The organism is Gorillibacterium sp. sgz306347 (assembly GCF_059735245.1).
Window position 1 is genome coordinate 1 of record NZ_JCAPET010000072.1, and the last position, 15,401, is coordinate 15,401.

Genomic DNA, 15,401 nt, shown 5'->3' on the forward strand with positions numbered 1-15,401 from the left:
TCGCCCCTCCGTCATCTATGATGACTTTTGGGACACCCTCTTTTTCGTTTTCATGCTGTTGTTTTTACCCGTTTTGTAGGGACACCCGGACCACGATCCGGCCGTGGGTATTGGACTTGAGAATATCTGCGAGCGCATCCGGCAGGCCGTCAAGCGGGACCTCCCGGTCTACGAGCGCCTCCAGATCGCCGGGCTTCCAGTCCCCGGCCATTCGTTCCCACACGCTGTGGCGTTTCCCGGCCGGGCAGTAAACGGAGTCGATGCCGAGCAGGTTCACGCCGCGCAAAATAAACGGCAGGACCGTCGCCGGAACCGCCGTCCCTCCGGTCAGTCCGCTGACGGCGACCGAGCCGCCGTATTGGATGCGGCTCAGCACGGAGGCCAGCTGCGCGCCGCCTACCGGATCGACCGCCGCCTGCCACAGCTGCTTGTCCAGCGGCTTGCCCGTTCCCGCGACGTCTTCGCGGGTAAGCACTTCCGCCGCGCCAAGCGTCCGCAGGTAATCGGCCGCATCGGCTTTGCCGGTGGAGGCCGCCACCTCATAGCCTTTGCGGCTCAGCATGGCGACCGCCGCCCCGCCGACTCCTCCGGTCGCGCCGGTGACCAAAACCTTGCCGCCTTCGGGCCGCACGCCGTTTTCCTCCAGCCGGGCGATCGACAGAGCGGCCGTAAAGCCGGCGGTGCCGTAGATCATCGCTTCCCGCGCCGTAAGTCCGGCGGGAAGCGGTACGGCCCATTCGGAGGGGATACGGGCGTATTCGCTGAACCCGCCGAAATGGGAAACCCCGATTTCGTACCCCGTCGCCAGCACCTGCTGCCCCGGCTGAAATCGCTCGTCGGCGGACTCCACAACGGTTCCCGCCAGATCGATGCCCGGCACGAACGGATACTGCCGGACGATTTTGCCCTCCGGGATGCCGGCCAGCCCGTCCTTGTAATTTACGCTCGAATAAGCGACCCGGATCAGCAAATCGCCGGCGGGCAGCTGCTCCCTTGCCAGCGTCCGGACGCCGGCGCTAAAATCGCCGCCGGTATTGTCCACGACCAAAGCTTGAAATTCGTTTGTCATGTAGAGGACTCCTTTGTCTTTTGCCCGGTTTCACGAACAAGAAAATCATTCCTTCTGGTTATACTAAATTAACTTCGGTGGGTCAAATCTTCCGCTGTTCCAATTCCGCCGGGAGCAACTCGGCTTACTTTTTGCAATCGGATATTTCTTTTTTTTCAACTTACGAAAGGTTAGTTGTTGTGTTATACTGGTTTCATAAAAACCGCAGCTCAGGAGGGATCTTGATGAACATTGAAATCTGGTCGGACTACATGTGTCCGTACTGCTATATAGGCAAACGCAAGCTGGAGCAGGCGCTCGAGGGCTTCCCGCATAAGGAAAGCGTGACGCTGCTGTTTCGCAGCTACGAATTGAATCCGTCCGCCGCCCGGGAGAGCGGCAAGTCGATCTATGAAGAGCTTGGGCAAAAATACGGCGTCGGCGCGGAACGGGCCAAAGGAATGGTGGACGGTGTACGGGCTATGGCTCAAACGGCCGGGCTCGACTACCGGATGGACACGATGGTGTCCGCCAACTCCTTCGATGCCCACCGGCTGACACACTGGGCGGCGACGCACGGCAAAATGGCCGAGTGGAGCGAACGTGTTTTTCAAGCGGTATTCGTGGAATCGAGGAGCATTGGCGACCGCGCCGTGCTTGCCGGTTTGGCGGAAGAAGCGGGGCTGTCGCGGGCGGAAGCGGAGCAGGTGCTGGAGGACGGCCTTTTTGCGGACGATGTGCGCAAGGATGAGGCCGAAGCGCGAAAGCTCGGCGTTCAGGGCGTGCCGTTTTTTGTGTTCGACCGCAAGTATGCCGTATCCGGGGCCCAGCCGGTTGAAGCTTTTGCAGAAGTATTGGAAAAAGCGTGGAGCGAGCGGCAGCCGTTTACAGTGCTGGGCGGCGATGCGGGAGAAAGCTGCTCCGGCGACGGATGCGAGATCAAATAAACTCCATTTCAAGAAGAGCGTGATTACGGATAGTGTTCCGTTGCATCAAAAAAGGCGTCCGGTGCTGCCGGGCGCCTTTTGCATTTATTAAGAAGGAAGGCGGGTCGTTTCAAGCGCAATCCGGGAGTGCCGCGAATAGCCGCTAACTGACCAGCTTCAAGCCGATAATGGTAAAGAGAATGCCCAGGATGCAAACCAGCCGGAGCCAGTTTCGCGGCTCTTTAAAGAACAGGATGCCGACGATGGCGGAGCCGAGCGTCCCGATTCCCGTCCAGATGGCGTAAGCAGTGGAAAGCTGGATGTCCTGCATGGCGAGCGAGAGCAGACCAAAGCTGCAAATAAACCCGGCTGCGAGAAGCAGGTTGTTTGGCAGGTTGTTTTTTTCCGACACCTTCTTGACGCCAATGACGCCTATGACCTCGAACAGACCGGCGGCAATGAGATAAACCCAGGCCATCAGGCATCGCTCCTTTCTTTCTCTTTCGGATCTCCCGTAAACTTCAGCCCGATAATAAAGAGAGCCAACAGCAGAATCAGGACGATTTTGAGCGGCTTCACCGGCTCGTCAAAAACGATCAGGTCGACCAGTATGGTGCCGATGGTGCCGATCCCCGTAAACACGGCATAGGCGGTGCCGACCGGAATGGTTTTGGTGGCCCGGATCAGCAGATCGAAGCTGAGCAGAATCGCCAGCAAGGTAAAAATGCTCATCGAATCGGATTTCAGGCCGGCCGCCCAGTAAATTTCAACAAAACCGGCGATCAGCAGAAACAGCCAGGCCGTTCCTTCGGAAGGGGCTTTGCGGGCGGTTTTCTTCCGCTCCGGGGCATCGCCGCCGGCTGCAGCCGCAGCTTCCGGAATGCGTCCGGTTCCGGCCAGATCAGGCGGCCCTTCCGGCTGCGGCTGCGCACGCCAAGGCTGACCGGTCTCCGGTTTATGCGACGCGCTTTGCGCTCCGGCAGACGGCGCCCGTCCTTCTAGTCCAAAACTCCCGGATACGTCCGGCTTGGGTTCCTCGTGGGACGCTTTTTTCTTTTTTGGAAAAAGGGTGTAGGAAAATCCCCAGATGGCGTGCACCACCAGAACGGTGATCCACACCCGGCTGATCGAGTTGCCCGTTTCGTTCTCGTAAAATCCGGTTTTCCTGGTCAGAAACCACTCCTTCAAGTGGGTCAGGTAGGAGCCGCTCGGCAGCTCCGACGCGGGCACCAGCCCGAAGGCAAAGGCAAACGCGGCATGCGCCGCCAAAAAGACAAGCAGATGAAGATAGAAATAGCGTCTCTCCTGCCGGGCGTGCGCTTTGCCGTAAAGTTCTTTTGATGAATGGCTCATAAGCGGCTGTCCTCCTATAGCGGTTGATAGACCAGAAAAGAAGATGAACTTTTCAACACACATGGTAACACGCCGTTTTAAATAATACAATCGTATCATGAAGATATTCTCGGCCGGATCGTTTTGTGCTAAGATAGAACCATGCCAAAAATCGTGGATCATGAACAAAAAAGGGATCAAATCGCGGAAGCGACATGGCGGGTTATTCTCGGACAGGGCATGGAAGGGGCGACGGTTCGTAACATTGCCAAAGAAGCGGGAATCTCCCTGGGGGCGCTGCGTCATTATTTTTCCACCCAGGACGAGCTGCTGGTTTACGCGATGTCATTGGTGAAAGAAAGGACGACGGAACGGATCACCTCCGTGATTACGGTCGACTTGCCGCCCAAGGAACGAGTGCTGCGGGCGCTCCTGCAGCTGGTGCCCGTCGATCCGGAGACACGGGCGGAGATGGAAGTCTGGTTTTCGTTCGTCGTTCATATGCGGCACAAGGAGGAGCATTTTGACCTTCAGCTGGACGGCATTTATAGCGGGGTCATCGAGATGTTCGCTTATCTGGAACGCGAAAACTGTCTGCGCGATGAGCTTGACATGGAGCTGGAGGCGGAACGGTTGTATGCTTTGCTCGACGGCATCGCGCTGCACGCCATGCTGGAGCCCGGCCGTGTGGACAAAGAGCGGGTTACCCGCGTGCTCGTCTGCCACCTGGATTCCATCTGCAGGGAGGAGCGGAGCCGATAAAAAAAAGCACGAGGGGGCTTCACTTAACGGAAGCCCCATCATGCTTGCTGCAATCGTTTGATCCGGCGATTAACGGGCGGAGAACAGATAGTCCGTGCCGTCGTAGCTGAAGCTTAACACCAAAGACTTATCCGACGTTTTCGCTTCGGTGACAACTTCGAACGCGATCATGCCCGTTTTGGAGGAGAGCGGATTCATGCTTTCCATATACAGCTGATCGTCCGCCCCAAGCAGGTTCGCAAAGCTGAATTCGTATTTTTCATCATAAATTAATTTAGCGGTGATGTCTTCGCTGCTGATGCTCATGACCGGCAAGAAGGTTGCGGCGCTGCTGCCGATGTTTTTGACCGTTACGTTGGCGACCGCGTAGATATTGCCTTCTTCGGGACTGAAGGCCATCATTTCGCCAACCGAAATTTTGTCTTTGTATTCAAACGATTTGAGCGTGACCTCCCAATCGCCGATCGTGACGGTTTCTCCGATTTTGGCTGTGCTCGGCGCGGCGGGCTCGGAAGGTTTGGGCGCTTCGGTAGGTTTTGCTTCTTTGGTATCGGTGGCGGCAGGTGCGACGGTTTCGGCGGCGACGGCGGGGTCCTTGGCGGAATCCTCCGTGGTACAAGCAGCAGTGGCAACAAGAAGACCGAGACTGAGCAAACAGAAAGCCTTTTTCAAAATAGCCCCTCCAATTATGATAAAAATGCGGAATTCCTATATCTTACAATGATTTGTCTGATTCTTCAATCCTATTTCTGGAAAGCGGGAAAGTCATTTGACCTACGACTGCCTGATTGTCGATGATGAAGCTGAATTGGCGGAGAGCACCAGCGAATATTTTAATTTATTCGATGTGAAAACCGCTTACGTAACCAGCACGGACGCATGCCGGGCTTTTTTGCGCGAGCACACGGCGAAGGTGCTGCTGCTGGACATCAACCTGGATGAAACCTCCGGGTTTCAGCTGTGCAAGGAGCTGCGGCGGAAGACCGGCGTCCCGATTTTGTTTATCAGCGCGCGAACCGCCGAGGACGATGTGCTGGTTGCGCTCGAAGTGGGCGGAGACGACTACGTGCAAAAGCCCTATACGCTTCGCGTGCTGCTGGCCAAGGTGAAGGCCGTGCTAAAGCGCTGGGGCGGGGAGACGGCTGCTCCCGAAGCGGAGGGCCTTGCCGCCGGTCCGGTTCTTATCGATGCGGAACGCAGAACAGCCAGTGTGAACGGGGAACCGCTCAAGCTGAAAACGATGGAATACAAGCTTCTTTGTTACCTGGTCCAGCACAAGAATCGTGTCGTGCCCAAAAACGAGCTGTTTGCATCGGTTTGGGGCGATGCTTTTGCCGGGGACGGGACGCTGAATGTCCACATTCGCCACCTGCGCGAGAAAATCGAGCCCAACCCCAACGAGCCGGTCTATATCCGTACGGTGTGGGGCGTCGGTTATGTTTTTGAGGACCGGCAGCCATGACCCGGAAGCTGCTGGCTGCGCTCGCGGCAGCGTTTGGCGCCGCCTTGGCCGGACTCCTGCTTCTCCTGGTGAGCCTTGATGAACCGCCGCCGCCCGACAGGGCCGCGGTCAACCATGTCGTCCGGGAAGCGGAAACCCGTTGGGGCGACCGCCAGGCGCTCGCGGCGCTCGGCGGTCCGTTTGACTATACGCTGATCGACCGGGACGGCACGCTTTTGCATCAAACCCGGGAGGGACTATCCGTTTCCGTAAACGAGGCGCTGAAAAACGGGGACACGCCGGTCGACCTGACGGTAAACGGGCAAACGGTCGGAAAGCTGATCGTGCATCAGGAGCAGCAGGAAGCATTTCGCGCCTGGAAAAGAGGATTCCTTTTCGCCGGCTTGGCGCTGATTTCTCTGTTGACGGCCTTCGGCATCGGGTTTGTGCTCTACTTGAACCGCGCTGTTTTCCGGCCGTTTGCCCGGATGCAGCGTTTCGCCCGCCACATCGCCAGAGGGGAGCTGGACGTTCCGCTGGAGATGGACCGCAACCATATGTTCGGGGCGTTTACCGAAAGCTTCGATATGATGCGCGAAGAGCTGGCCGCCGCCCGGCACAGCGAATACCTGGCGAACAAAAGCAAGAAGGAGCTCGTCGCCGGACTGAGCCACGACATCAAGACGCCCGTGGCGTCCATCAAGGCGGTCGCCGAGCTGATGCTGGTCGGCGCGCGGGACGAGAAGACGGGCCGCCAGCTGCAAACGCTCTACTCCAAAGCGGATCAGATCGACCGGCTGGTGACGGATATGTTTCACTCCACGCTAGAGGAGCTGGACGAGCTGAAGGTGCAGGCGTCGGAGGCGGACAGCCGGCTGCTGGCCGAGCTGATCGCGGAGACGGCCTACGCGGACGTGGCCCGGACGCCGCCGGTGCCCGAATGCATTCTGGTTATCGACCCTCTCCGGCTACAACAAGTGCTGGACAACATCATGCACAATGCGGACAAATATGCAGGTACCGCGGTGGACGTTGAGTTCGCCATCCGGGAGGGATACCTGGAGGCGGCGTTTCATGATTACGGTCCGGGGGTGCCCGAGGAGGAGCTGCCGTTCCTTTTTCAAAAATACTACCGGGGCTCGCAAGCGGCCGGCCGGACCGGCTCGGGGCTCGGCCTGTATCTGTCGCGTCATTTGATCCGGCGGATGGGCGGGGAGATGGAATGCCTCAACCGGCCGGACGGCTTTACGGTCAGGCTGCTGCTGCCGCTGGCCGGAACGATTTAAGGAACCGTTAAGAAACGGGCAAAGACCGGCTAAGAAGATTCGGTGTACGATAAGGCTGCAATCGGGCTTGTGCCGATGCAGCCATTATTTATGCCGGACCGCCGGCGGATAATGAGCCATGAACCGGATGGAGTGTTGCGGACATGAGAGAGACAGTGCCGGAAGAGGGGAAAGAAATTCTGCTGCAAACCAAAAAGCTGGGCAAAACCTTTTCCCACGGAGGAACCCAGCAGCATGTGCTGAAAAATCTGGATTTAACCCTGTACAAAGGGGATTTCACCGTCATTATGGGCAGCTCGGGCTCGGGGAAATCGACACTGCTCTATACGATTTCGGGCATGGACAAGCCGACGCTGGGCGAGGTGCATTTTGAAGGGCGCGAAATCACCGGGCTGACCAACGACCAGCTCGCTGTATTCCGGCGGGCGAATTGCGGCTTTGTGTTTCAGCAAATTCATCTGCTCGATACCATGAGCGTGCTGGATAACGTATTGTCCAGCGCCTATCTGGTGCAGAAGAACCGCACCCAAGCGGCGGCCAAAGCACGCGAGCTGCTTGGCAGGGTCGGTCTGAAGCCGGAGACGCACAAAAAGTTTCCGTCGCAAATTTCCGGCGGAGAAGCTCAGCGCGCGGGCATCGTGCGGGCGATTATCAACAGCCCGAAGGCGCTTTTTGCCGACGAGCCGACAGGCGCGCTGAACAGCGCCTCCAGCGAGAGCGTGCTGGAAATTTTGACGGAGATTAACCGGCAGGGGCAGAGCATTATCATGGTGACCCATGACGTGAAGACCGCTCTTCGGGGCAACCGGATTCTGTTTCTGCGGGACGGCGTCGTGCTGGACGAATTGAACCTGCCCTCTTACAGCGAAGACGGCGGGCCGGACCGGCAAGCCCGCCTGCAAGCCTTCCTGACGGAAATGAGGTGGTAAGCATGGCAAATGTCGCCGGCAAGCTTGCCTGGTCCAGCATTCGCAGGCGCAAAAGCGCCACCGCCGCCTTGTATGTTTTGATTCTGCTCGCCGTCATGCTTCTGAACGTCGGCCTATCCATCAGCCTGCAGCTCGGGTCGCTTCAGGAGCGGAAAATGGAGGAGCTGCATACGCCCGATCTGATCGCCTATTATTCCGATCTTGCCGGCGAGGACCCGCATTTGCAACTCGCCCGGTCGTTTCCGGCCGCTCAAACGGCGGAGGCCGAACCCGCGCTGCTGCTTGCCGAGAGCAAGCTCGATAACGGCGGCGGCTCCGAGCTGATGACCAACCTGCTGGTGCTGAATGCGGATACGCCGCGTATGCTGTCGCCCCTGATTCCCGCCGGAGAAGTTGACCGGGAAACGAAAGGCGATTCGGTTTATCTGCCTTATTCGTTTCAAATTTCCTCCGGGTACAAGGCCGGCGACACCATTTCGTTCCGTGACCGCAGCGGCGGATGCTATTCGTTTGTGATCCGCGGCTTTTTTGAAGAAGCGCTGCTCGGCTCCTTTACCAACGGAGCGCTCAAGCTGTTTGTCGACGGGGAAGCTTACCGCAAGCTGGAGGCCGCCCTGGAAAAGGAAGCCCGGTACCGGCTGCTTTCCGTCGATCTGACAGATCCAACGGAAGCGGGAAAACTGAACGGAGACTTGACGGATTCGATTTTCAAAACCGGCCAGACCGGCAGTTATGCCGTAATCGACGCCGAATCGGGCATGGCCGGGAACCGTATTCTGGTCAGTCTGCTGGCCGCCATTCTGGTGGTGTTCGCTTTATTGCTTGTGGTCATTTCTCTGATCGTCATCCGCTTTCAGATTTCCGGCCAGGTCGAGGATTATATGGTCAACATCGGGGTGTTGAAAGCAAACGGGTACACATCCCGGCAAATTGCGGGCTCTCTTATCCTGCAGTTTCTCGGCGTAAGCACGGCGGCGGCGGTGCCCGCTCTGCTGCTTTCCGTGGTCGTCATGCCGGCGGCCGGAAACCAGATTTCGGCGTCGATCGGGCTCCGCTGGCCGGCAGCCTTTCATTTTCCCAGCGCACTGCTCAGCCTGATTCCCGTCACCCTCCTGGTGCTGGCGGTAGCGTACGCGTGCAGCCGGCGGATTCGGGCCATTACGCCGCTTGCGGCGCTGCAAAACGGCTTGAGCGCCCATAACTTCAAGCGCAACCGGCTCCCGCTTGCACAAACGCGTCTGGGCCTTCAGCTCGCGCTCGGCCTGAAGACGCTGCTTCGGCAGACCAAGCAAAACCTGATGCTGGTGATCGTAGTGGGCGGACTGACCTTCTCCAGCGTATTCTGCGGCATTCTGCATTTCAATTTCAGCGGGGACACGACCGCTATCGTGAAGCTGGTCGGGATCGAAAAGAGCAGCGTCAAGCTGCTCGCAAAAAGCGGGGCGTATACCGGGGAGCAGGCCGCCCAGGTAGCCGCCATGAAAGGCGTGCGCAAAATTTCGGTTCTGGACGATGTTACCGCCTCCGTCGGCGACTCGGTCTTTCTGCTGCAAATCTCCGACAATTTTGCGGACCTGGAGACCAATACGATTTACAAGGGCCGGCAGCCTTTGCATGACAATGAGATCGCTCTTTCGGGCGTTATTGCCAAAAAGGCGGGGAAGGGCGTCGGGGATGAAGTGGATGTGAAGGTGGGAGATGCCGTCAAACGGTATCTCATTACCGGACTGAGCCAGCAGGTGACCCAGCTGGGCATGGTCGCCACGATGACGGATGACGGCATGCGCCGGCTTTTGCCGGACTATACCCCCCAGTCGCTGAATGTTTATTTGGAGAACGGAACGGGTGTAGAAGACTTTCAGCAGGCACTCGAAGCGGAACAGGGGGAGCGCTGGCAGGTAATCAACGTCGAGGATTGGCTGCAAGGAACGCTGAACACCTTTACAGCGGCTGTCACCGCGATCACCGTAACGATTTCGGTGCTGACCGTCGTCGTCGTGAGCGTCATTCTTTATCTGGTGATCAAAACCCTTATTCTGAGACGGAAAAAGGAGTACGGCATCTTGAAAGGCCTTGGATACACCACGTTCAATCTGATGACGCAAATCACTCTCGGCTTGCTGCCTGTTATTTTCATAGGCGTTTTGGCGGGGAGCGTGCTCGGCTATTTTTATTCCGACTCGCTGTTTGAGGTGCTGCTGGCGAACCTCGGCATCTACAACGTGGCGTTCTCCGTAAGCGTGCCGCAAGTGGTGCTGCTCTGCCTCGTTCTTATCGCAGCCGCATGCGCGGTGTCCATGCTTGTGTCCCGGCGGATCCGCAAAATCAGCGTGTACGGCCTGATCTCGGAATAACCGGCTATTTGTCAGCCTCATCCGCGAAATCTATAATAAAGAACGGGAAGTCTAGTCCCGGCGGTTTATAGACGACGCCGGAGGCGGTAAAGCGGAGCAGCCGCCGGTGCCGGGCCGCCATAACGGACGGTCGGGCAGCCGGCGGGCCGCCGCTTGCCGCGAACGGAAAGGAGCATCGGTCCCGTGACGCTGCAGCAATTGAAATATGTAATCGAGGTCGCGAACCGGGGATCGATGAACGAAGCGGCGAAGCGGCTGTTCATTTCCCAGCCGAGTTTGTCGAACGCGATCCGCGAGCTGGAAAAAGAGCTTGGTATCGTGATCTTCGAGCGCACCAACAAAGGCATTACGCTGTCCAAGGACGGCGTCGAGTTTCTCGGCTACGCGCGGCAGGTGGTGGAGCAGGCGGAGCTGCTGGAGAACCGGTACGGCAGCGCGAAACCGTCGCCGCAGCATTTCAGCGTATCCACGCAGCACTATGCGTTTGCGGTCAATGCGTTTGTGCAGCTGGTGCGGGAGCACGGCCAGGAAGAGTACGAGCTGGCGCTGCGCGAAACAAAAACCCATGAAATCATTGAGGATGTACGGACGCTGCGCAGCGAAATCGGCATTTTGTATCAAAACGAGTTTAACGCCAAGGTCATCGGCCGGCTGCTCAAGGATGCCAACCTGACGTTCAACAGCTTGTTCACGGCGCGTCCGCATATTTTTATCAGCAGCAAAAACCCGCTGGCCCGCCAGTCCGTCGTCACCGTCGAGCAATTGGAGGAGTACCCGTACCTTTCTTTTGAGCAGGGGGAATACAACTCGTTTTATTTTTCCGAGGAAATTCTGAGCACCCTTTCCCGGCCCAAAAGCATCCGGGTGAATGACCGCGCCACGCTGTTTAACCTGCTGATCGGGTTGAACGGTTATACCATTTCCACCGGCGTCTTGAGCGCCGACCTGAACGGCAACGAGATCATTCCCGTGCCGCTCGCGATCGAGGAAACCATTCATGTCGGCTGGATCTGCCACCGGAATGTAGCGCTCTCCAAGCTGGCTTTGGCTTATGTGGAGGCGTTGAAGCAGGCAATTGCGGGCGAGTAAGGACAATCATGCGCGGATGTCGGACAAAGCACAGTCTCCGATATAGTTTCCGGCTATAGCTGGCTATAGTAATTTGGCGTTACCTTATAACCAGCGAATCATGGTATCTTTCCCTTACCAACAAAAACGGGCGGCAAACGGAAGCGCCCGGTTCAAAGGAGAGAACCCCATGAGCAGCTTGACCGCGCAAGGAAAACGAAGAAATGCGACGCCTTTTCGCCATGACATTGTCGGCAGCTTTTTGCGGCCGGAAGCGTTGAAGCAGGCGCGCAGCGATTATCAGGCCGGACGGATTTCGGCGGAGGAGCTGCGAAGCGTGGAGGATGCCGAGATCGTCAAGCTGGTTGCCAAGCAGAAGGAAGTCGGTCTCAAGGCTGTGACGGACGGCGAGTTTCGCCGCTCCTGGTGGCATCTTGACTTTATGTGGGGGCTGGAGGGCGTCGAAAAGGCGCAGGTCGGTCAAGGCTACGTCTTTGAGGGGGTGGAAACCCGTGCAGAGACCGCCCGGCTTACCGGCAAAATCCGGTTTGGGCAGCACCCGTTTCTGGAGCATTTCCGGTTTTTGAAGCAGGCGGCCGGAGAAGACACGGTTGCCCGGCAAGCGATTCCGGCGCCGGCTCAGTTCCTCGCAGAGCTGCTCCGCCCGGAAAACCGGGAAAGCACTTTTGCGGTGTACAACAGCTTGGAGGATTTGGCGGCGGATGCGGCACAGGCTTACCGGGACGCGGTACAAGCCTTTTACGATGCCGGATGCCGCAGCTTGCAGCTCGATGACTGCACCTGGGGAATGCTCTGCGACAAGGAATTCCGGACGACGATGATCGGCCACGGAACGGACGTTAAAGAAATCGCCAAGCTATATGCCGGTGTGAATGCGGCTGCCGTCGCAAACCGTCCGGACAACCTGATCGTGACCACGCATGTATGCCGGGGCAACTACCTTTCTACTTGGGCGGCTTCGGGCGGCTATGGTCCGGTGGCGGAGGATTTGTTCGGCGTGGACAACCTGGACGCGTTTTATCTGGAGTTTGACACGGACCGGGCCGGGGACTTCGCCCCGCTTCGCGAGCTGAAGGACGGCCAGCAGGTGGTGCTTGGGCTGTTTTCGTCCAAAACGGGCGAGCTGGAGAGCAAGGAGGCCATTTTGAAGCGTGTCCGGGAGGCGGCGGAAATTGTTGACCTCGATCACATCTGCCTCAGCCCGCAGTGCGGTTTTGCCTCGACAGAGGAGGGCAACGTGCTGACGGAAGAACAGCAGTGGAAAAAGCTGGCCCTGATCAAGGAAATCGCAGACGAAATCTGGACGTAAAGGAAGCGGACTGAAACCTTGTTCGACAGGGGCCCCCGCCTTCATACATCACTTATTGCTCCCCCGGGTGAAGGATGCTCCAACACCAAGGGGGAGTTTTTTTACGAATAAATATTAAAATATCCCAAATTTAGTTTGGATTCCTTCGATTGGTGTTAATAAGGTTCTGGAAACGGAAGTTTCCAGAATTCCATTCCAGAGGAGGATGATGGTATGCGAAAGTTGATCGGATTGGGAATGGCGGCTTCCCTCCTGGTTGCGCTGGCGCCTTTGCCGGCTGCACCGGAAGGAAGGGCGGAAGCGGCGGCCGGGGAATTTGAACGTTACCGGCAGGAAGCGGTAAACCAGGAACTGGCGGAAAACGGTTATCCGGCGGGCGCCTTCGGGCTGCGGTCCCGTTCGGCTGCCGTGCTCGATGCCGAGACCCAGGCGAATATAGAGAAGCTGAATCAGGCGGAAGTGGTGCTTCTGAATTTTAACGACCAAGGCGAGCTGACATCCGCGCGGAGCTCCGAGGAAGGGGATGTGGAATCGCGCTTCGGCAAGGTGGAGCGGCCCCAAACCGGCGAAACGGCGGAGGCCGCTCCTCCGGTGTCCCCCGAAGCTTTTGCGGCCGCAGCAGCGCCGTCTGTCGGCATTATGTCCATTTTGCCCGATACGTCTCCCGCTCCGCACGGAGCAAGTACGGGGGCGTTTCACCGGCTGTCCTCCCCGGCCAGTACTTCCTCGCTGAGCTACACGGGAGCGGTCGCCGACGATATTACCTTGCCCTCCTACAATGCGGCACTGGGCGTGCAAAATGGCGAGGCGGCTTACCTTTATACCGGCATTGACCACAACGGAACCGGAATTGCGGAAATCGGCTTCGGGACTTACAGCGGCTCGCAGGGCACCGGCTGGTTCCCCGTGTTCCATGCGCGGGCAGCCCACGATATTACGCAGCCGAATTTAGACGACGATCTGGAATATTACTACGACTTCAGCCGCAGCTATCAGCCCGGCGTTCCGATTACAGGGTATAAGGTCTACTACAAAACGACCGATGCCAAACTGACGGTAACTTATCAACTGAATTACAACACGATTTACGTCGTCAAGTTCACGGGATACGATTCCCAAGGCAAGTCGGTGAAGCGGGTGACTGCCATTGCCATGAATACGGCCAAGGCAGGGAAATTTGCCGTTCCGTACACCTCTTATGCCACTTGGGGGAATTACCGCTTCCTGACGCAAAACGGCTCGGCGACGGTTTATCCGGGCGCGGTGAGCGGCCTGGTTGAGCATGTTTGGAGCCACGGCGGAACAATTGACTATATCAAGACCGTATACAGCACAACGGACCGGGATGAAAAATACAAGATTTACTGACCGGTTTTCATTTGAAGCGTGAAAGCAACAAACCCTCCGGCATGCCGCATGACGCGGATGCCGGAGGGTTTTCTTATGCCCGGTACGGTTTTGCCGGATTACTGCCGGCGCGATGCCGGTTATTCAGCAAACGTTTCGGTTCCGTCTGTGGCTTGCGTGTAGGCGTGATCGATGGAGGCTTCCATGATGTCGCCATAAGCCCAATGGGTCGCGGCGACATCCGGCCAAACCGAAGGCGAGATGCCGGCGAGCGGACCGCGCTCCAGCATGCGGTTCAGCAGGGTGACGGCCTCGGCGCGGGTCAGGTTGGCGTTCGGCCGGAAGGTGCCGTCCGGGAACCCGCCGAGGATGCCTTCCTGCTCCAGGGCGGCGATGATGCCCTTGGCCCAATGCTGCGCAGTGTCGGCGAATGCGGGAGCCGCGTTCGTGTCCGCCGCCAGCTTCTTGTAGTTGGCGATGACAGCCGCCATTTCGGCGCGGGAAATCGTGTCGTTCGGCCGGAAGCTGCCGTCCGGATCGCCGGTCATGTAGCCGGCCTGCTTCACATAAGCGATGGCTTTGGCGGCGTAGTGCGTTGCACTTACGTCCGGGAACGAGACGCCGGTAACGGCGTTGGCGTCATAGCCAAGCGCCCGGGCGATCATAACCGCTACCTGCGCGCGGGTGACGTTTTGGTTCGGCTTGAAGGTGCCGTCGGCAAAGCCGCTCACATAGGCGTTGTGGCTGCCGTCGGGCTGTTCCGGCTGCTGCGGGCCGCTCACGTTTACGCCGTCCCAGCTCAGGATGGTGAACGTGCTGAACTTGTCCACCTGGATTTCGACGCCGGTTTCGCCGGTGCCGAAGGAAACCGCTTTGCCTTTTACAACTTCGCGTTCACCGTCGCTGTGCTCGATGTAAACGGCCAGCGAGTTCAGGTACGCGGCTCTTTCGGCTGCGTCTGTCGGCAGGGTCACGCCTTTGAGCGGCAGCGTCAGGGTGACGGGCTGGTTTTGCAGGTTGGTTTCGATGGTCATCGGACGGCCGACGACAACCGGTTTGGTGTCGGCCGAAATTGCGGCGACAGCGCGTTCGGCGATGGCGCGGGCTTCAACCTGCTGCTTTTCCTCAGCCGACTTCACAGGCACGAGGCGGAAGTAAAGGTCTTGCGTCACGCTGCCAAGGGAAGCGGACGGGATGACGAGCCGGCTGTTAATGGTCGAGAGCTCCAGCGCTTTTTGTGCGTCGGCCAACGCCTTGACGCTGGCGGCCGGCAGGTTGACGTTCACTTGCGAAACTTCGTCGTTGACGTCCGGCACCGGAATGCGGACGGTTGTCTGGTTAGAGGCGACTGCTTGCGTAATCGCCGCATTCGTTTCGGCTGCGCCGAGAACGATTTTGTCGGTGACTTTGCCGTTCGTTTCGGCGGTTCGCTCAATGGACGCTTTGGCAACCTGGCCGGTGCCTGCCCCCAGATCGACCGGAAGCTCGATTTGCGTTACGGTCGGGCCGGCGGGCGGAGTGTACGGCGGGTAGTAGCCGCCGCGTGAAACCGCAATGCGGTAGGTTTGTTTTGCCACG

General features: G+C 58.2%; 14 protein-coding genes. 9 read left to right on the forward strand and 5 right to left on the reverse strand.

Annotated elements, in window-relative coordinates; genetic code table 11:
• Nucleotides 1-64: 64 nt before the first annotated feature.
• A complete protein-coding gene (locus AC6I6H_RS21635) occupies nt 65-1,069 on the reverse strand; it encodes an acrylyl-CoA reductase family protein (RefSeq protein WP_497956555.1) in 1,005 nt (334 codons plus the stop codon).
• 224 nt (nt 1,070-1,293) lie between these two features.
• Between AC6I6H_RS21635 and AC6I6H_RS21640 the strand changes: the two genes are divergently transcribed.
• Nucleotides 1,294-1,995, forward strand: coding sequence for a DsbA family oxidoreductase (locus AC6I6H_RS21640; protein ID WP_497956557.1), 702 nt, complete (start codon nt 1,294-1,296; stop codon nt 1,993-1,995).
• A gap of 142 nt (nt 1,996-2,137) precedes the next feature.
• Here the strand turns inward: AC6I6H_RS21640 and AC6I6H_RS21645 are convergent, their stop codons facing one another.
• Nucleotides 2,138-2,452, reverse strand: coding sequence for a DMT family transporter (locus tag AC6I6H_RS21645; protein WP_497956559.1), 315 nt, complete (start codon nt 2,450-2,452; stop codon nt 2,138-2,140).
• Nucleotides 2,452-2,769, reverse strand: a complete 318-nt coding sequence (locus AC6I6H_RS21650; RefSeq protein WP_497956581.1) for a DMT family transporter — start codon at nt 2,767-2,769, stop codon at nt 2,452-2,454. The genes AC6I6H_RS21645 and AC6I6H_RS21650 overlap by 1 nt, the downstream gene beginning before the upstream one ends.
• Nucleotides 2,770-3,468: 699 nt before the next feature.
• Between AC6I6H_RS21650 and AC6I6H_RS21655 the strand changes: the two genes are divergently transcribed.
• Nucleotides 3,469-4,068, forward strand: a complete 600-nt coding sequence (locus AC6I6H_RS21655; protein WP_497956561.1) for a TetR/AcrR family transcriptional regulator — start codon at nt 3,469-3,471, stop codon at nt 4,066-4,068.
• A 69-nt stretch (nt 4,069-4,137) separates the two neighbouring features.
• Here AC6I6H_RS21655 and AC6I6H_RS21660 read toward each other — a convergent pair whose 3' ends face one another.
• Nucleotides 4,138-4,740 carry a DUF4352 domain-containing protein gene (locus AC6I6H_RS21660; RefSeq protein ID WP_497956565.1) on the reverse strand — a complete coding sequence of 201 codons (603 nt, stop codon included), beginning with the start codon at nt 4,738-4,740 and terminating at the stop codon, nt 4,138-4,140.
• 97 nt (nt 4,741-4,837) lie between these two features.
• On the opposite strand from AC6I6H_RS21660, the gene AC6I6H_RS21665 reads away from it, so the two are divergent.
• The 7 genes from AC6I6H_RS21665 to AC6I6H_RS21695 all read left to right on the forward strand — a co-directional run bounded on the left by AC6I6H_RS21665 (nt 4,838) and on the right by AC6I6H_RS21695 (nt 13,844).
• Nucleotides 4,838-5,530, forward strand: a complete 693-nt coding sequence (locus tag AC6I6H_RS21665) for a response regulator transcription factor (protein WP_497956567.1) — start codon at nt 4,838-4,840, stop codon at nt 5,528-5,530.
• Nucleotides 5,527-6,795, forward strand: coding sequence for a HAMP domain-containing sensor histidine kinase (locus AC6I6H_RS21670; RefSeq protein ID WP_497956569.1), 1,269 nt, complete (start codon nt 5,527-5,529; stop codon nt 6,793-6,795). The genes AC6I6H_RS21665 and AC6I6H_RS21670 overlap by 4 nt, the downstream gene beginning before the upstream one ends.
• Before the next feature lie 143 nt (nt 6,796-6,938).
• On the forward strand, nt 6,939-7,724 hold the full coding sequence (locus AC6I6H_RS21675; RefSeq protein ID WP_497956571.1) for an ABC transporter ATP-binding protein: 786 nt from the start codon (nt 6,939-6,941) through the stop codon (nt 7,722-7,724).
• A 2-nt stretch (nt 7,725-7,726) separates the two neighbouring features.
• A complete protein-coding gene (locus tag AC6I6H_RS21680; RefSeq protein WP_497956572.1) occupies nt 7,727-10,078 on the forward strand; it encodes an ABC transporter permease in 2,352 nt (783 codons plus the stop codon).
• 183 nt (nt 10,079-10,261) lie between these two features.
• Nucleotides 10,262-11,167: a LysR family transcriptional regulator gene (locus AC6I6H_RS21685; RefSeq protein ID WP_497956574.1), complete on the forward strand. Its 906-nt coding sequence runs from the start codon at nt 10,262-10,264 to the stop codon at nt 11,165-11,167.
• 169 nt (nt 11,168-11,336) lie between these two features.
• On the forward strand, nt 11,337-12,476 hold the full coding sequence (locus AC6I6H_RS21690; protein WP_497956576.1) for a 5-methyltetrahydropteroyltriglutamate--homocysteine S-methyltransferase: 1,140 nt from the start codon (nt 11,337-11,339) through the stop codon (nt 12,474-12,476).
• Between the two features lie 213 nt (nt 12,477-12,689).
• A complete protein-coding gene (locus AC6I6H_RS21695; RefSeq protein ID WP_497956578.1) occupies nt 12,690-13,844 on the forward strand; it encodes a hypothetical protein in 1,155 nt (384 codons plus the stop codon).
• 119 nt (nt 13,845-13,963) lie between these two features.
• On the opposite strand, the gene AC6I6H_RS21700 is transcribed toward AC6I6H_RS21695, so the two are convergent.
• Nucleotides 13,964-15,401 (reverse strand): S-layer homology domain-containing protein (locus tag AC6I6H_RS21700; protein ID WP_497956580.1); only part of this gene is annotated, 1,438 nt, incomplete at its 5' end.

What these genes read in the sequence shown, in the direction of transcription:
- AC6I6H_RS21655 (WP_497956561.1), top strand. Translation starts at nt 3,469, where the DNA reads ATGCCAAAAATCGTGGATCATGAACAAAAAAGGGATCAAATCGCGGAA.
- AC6I6H_RS21640 (WP_497956557.1), top strand. Translation starts at nt 1,294, where the DNA reads ATGAACATTGAAATCTGGTCGGACTACATGTGTCCGTACTGCTATATA.
- AC6I6H_RS21675 (WP_497956571.1), top strand. Translation starts at nt 6,939, where the DNA reads ATGAGAGAGACAGTGCCGGAAGAGGGGAAAGAAATTCTGCTGCAAACC.
- AC6I6H_RS21690 (WP_497956576.1), top strand. Translation starts at nt 11,337, where the DNA reads ATGAGCAGCTTGACCGCGCAAGGAAAACGAAGAAATGCGACGCCTTTT.
- AC6I6H_RS21680 (WP_497956572.1), top strand. Translation starts at nt 7,727, where the DNA reads ATGGCAAATGTCGCCGGCAAGCTTGCCTGGTCCAGCATTCGCAGGCGC.
- AC6I6H_RS21635 (WP_497956555.1), bottom strand. Translation starts at nt 1,069, where the DNA reads ATGACAAACGAATTTCAAGCTTTGGTCGTGGACAATACCGGCGGCGAT.
- AC6I6H_RS21670 (WP_497956569.1), top strand. Translation starts at nt 5,527, where the DNA reads ATGACCCGGAAGCTGCTGGCTGCGCTCGCGGCAGCGTTTGGCGCCGCC.
- AC6I6H_RS21695 (WP_497956578.1), top strand. Translation starts at nt 12,690, where the DNA reads ATGCGAAAGTTGATCGGATTGGGAATGGCGGCTTCCCTCCTGGTTGCG.
- AC6I6H_RS21645 (WP_497956559.1), bottom strand. Translation starts at nt 2,452, where the DNA reads ATGGCCTGGGTTTATCTCATTGCCGCCGGTCTGTTCGAGGTCATAGGC.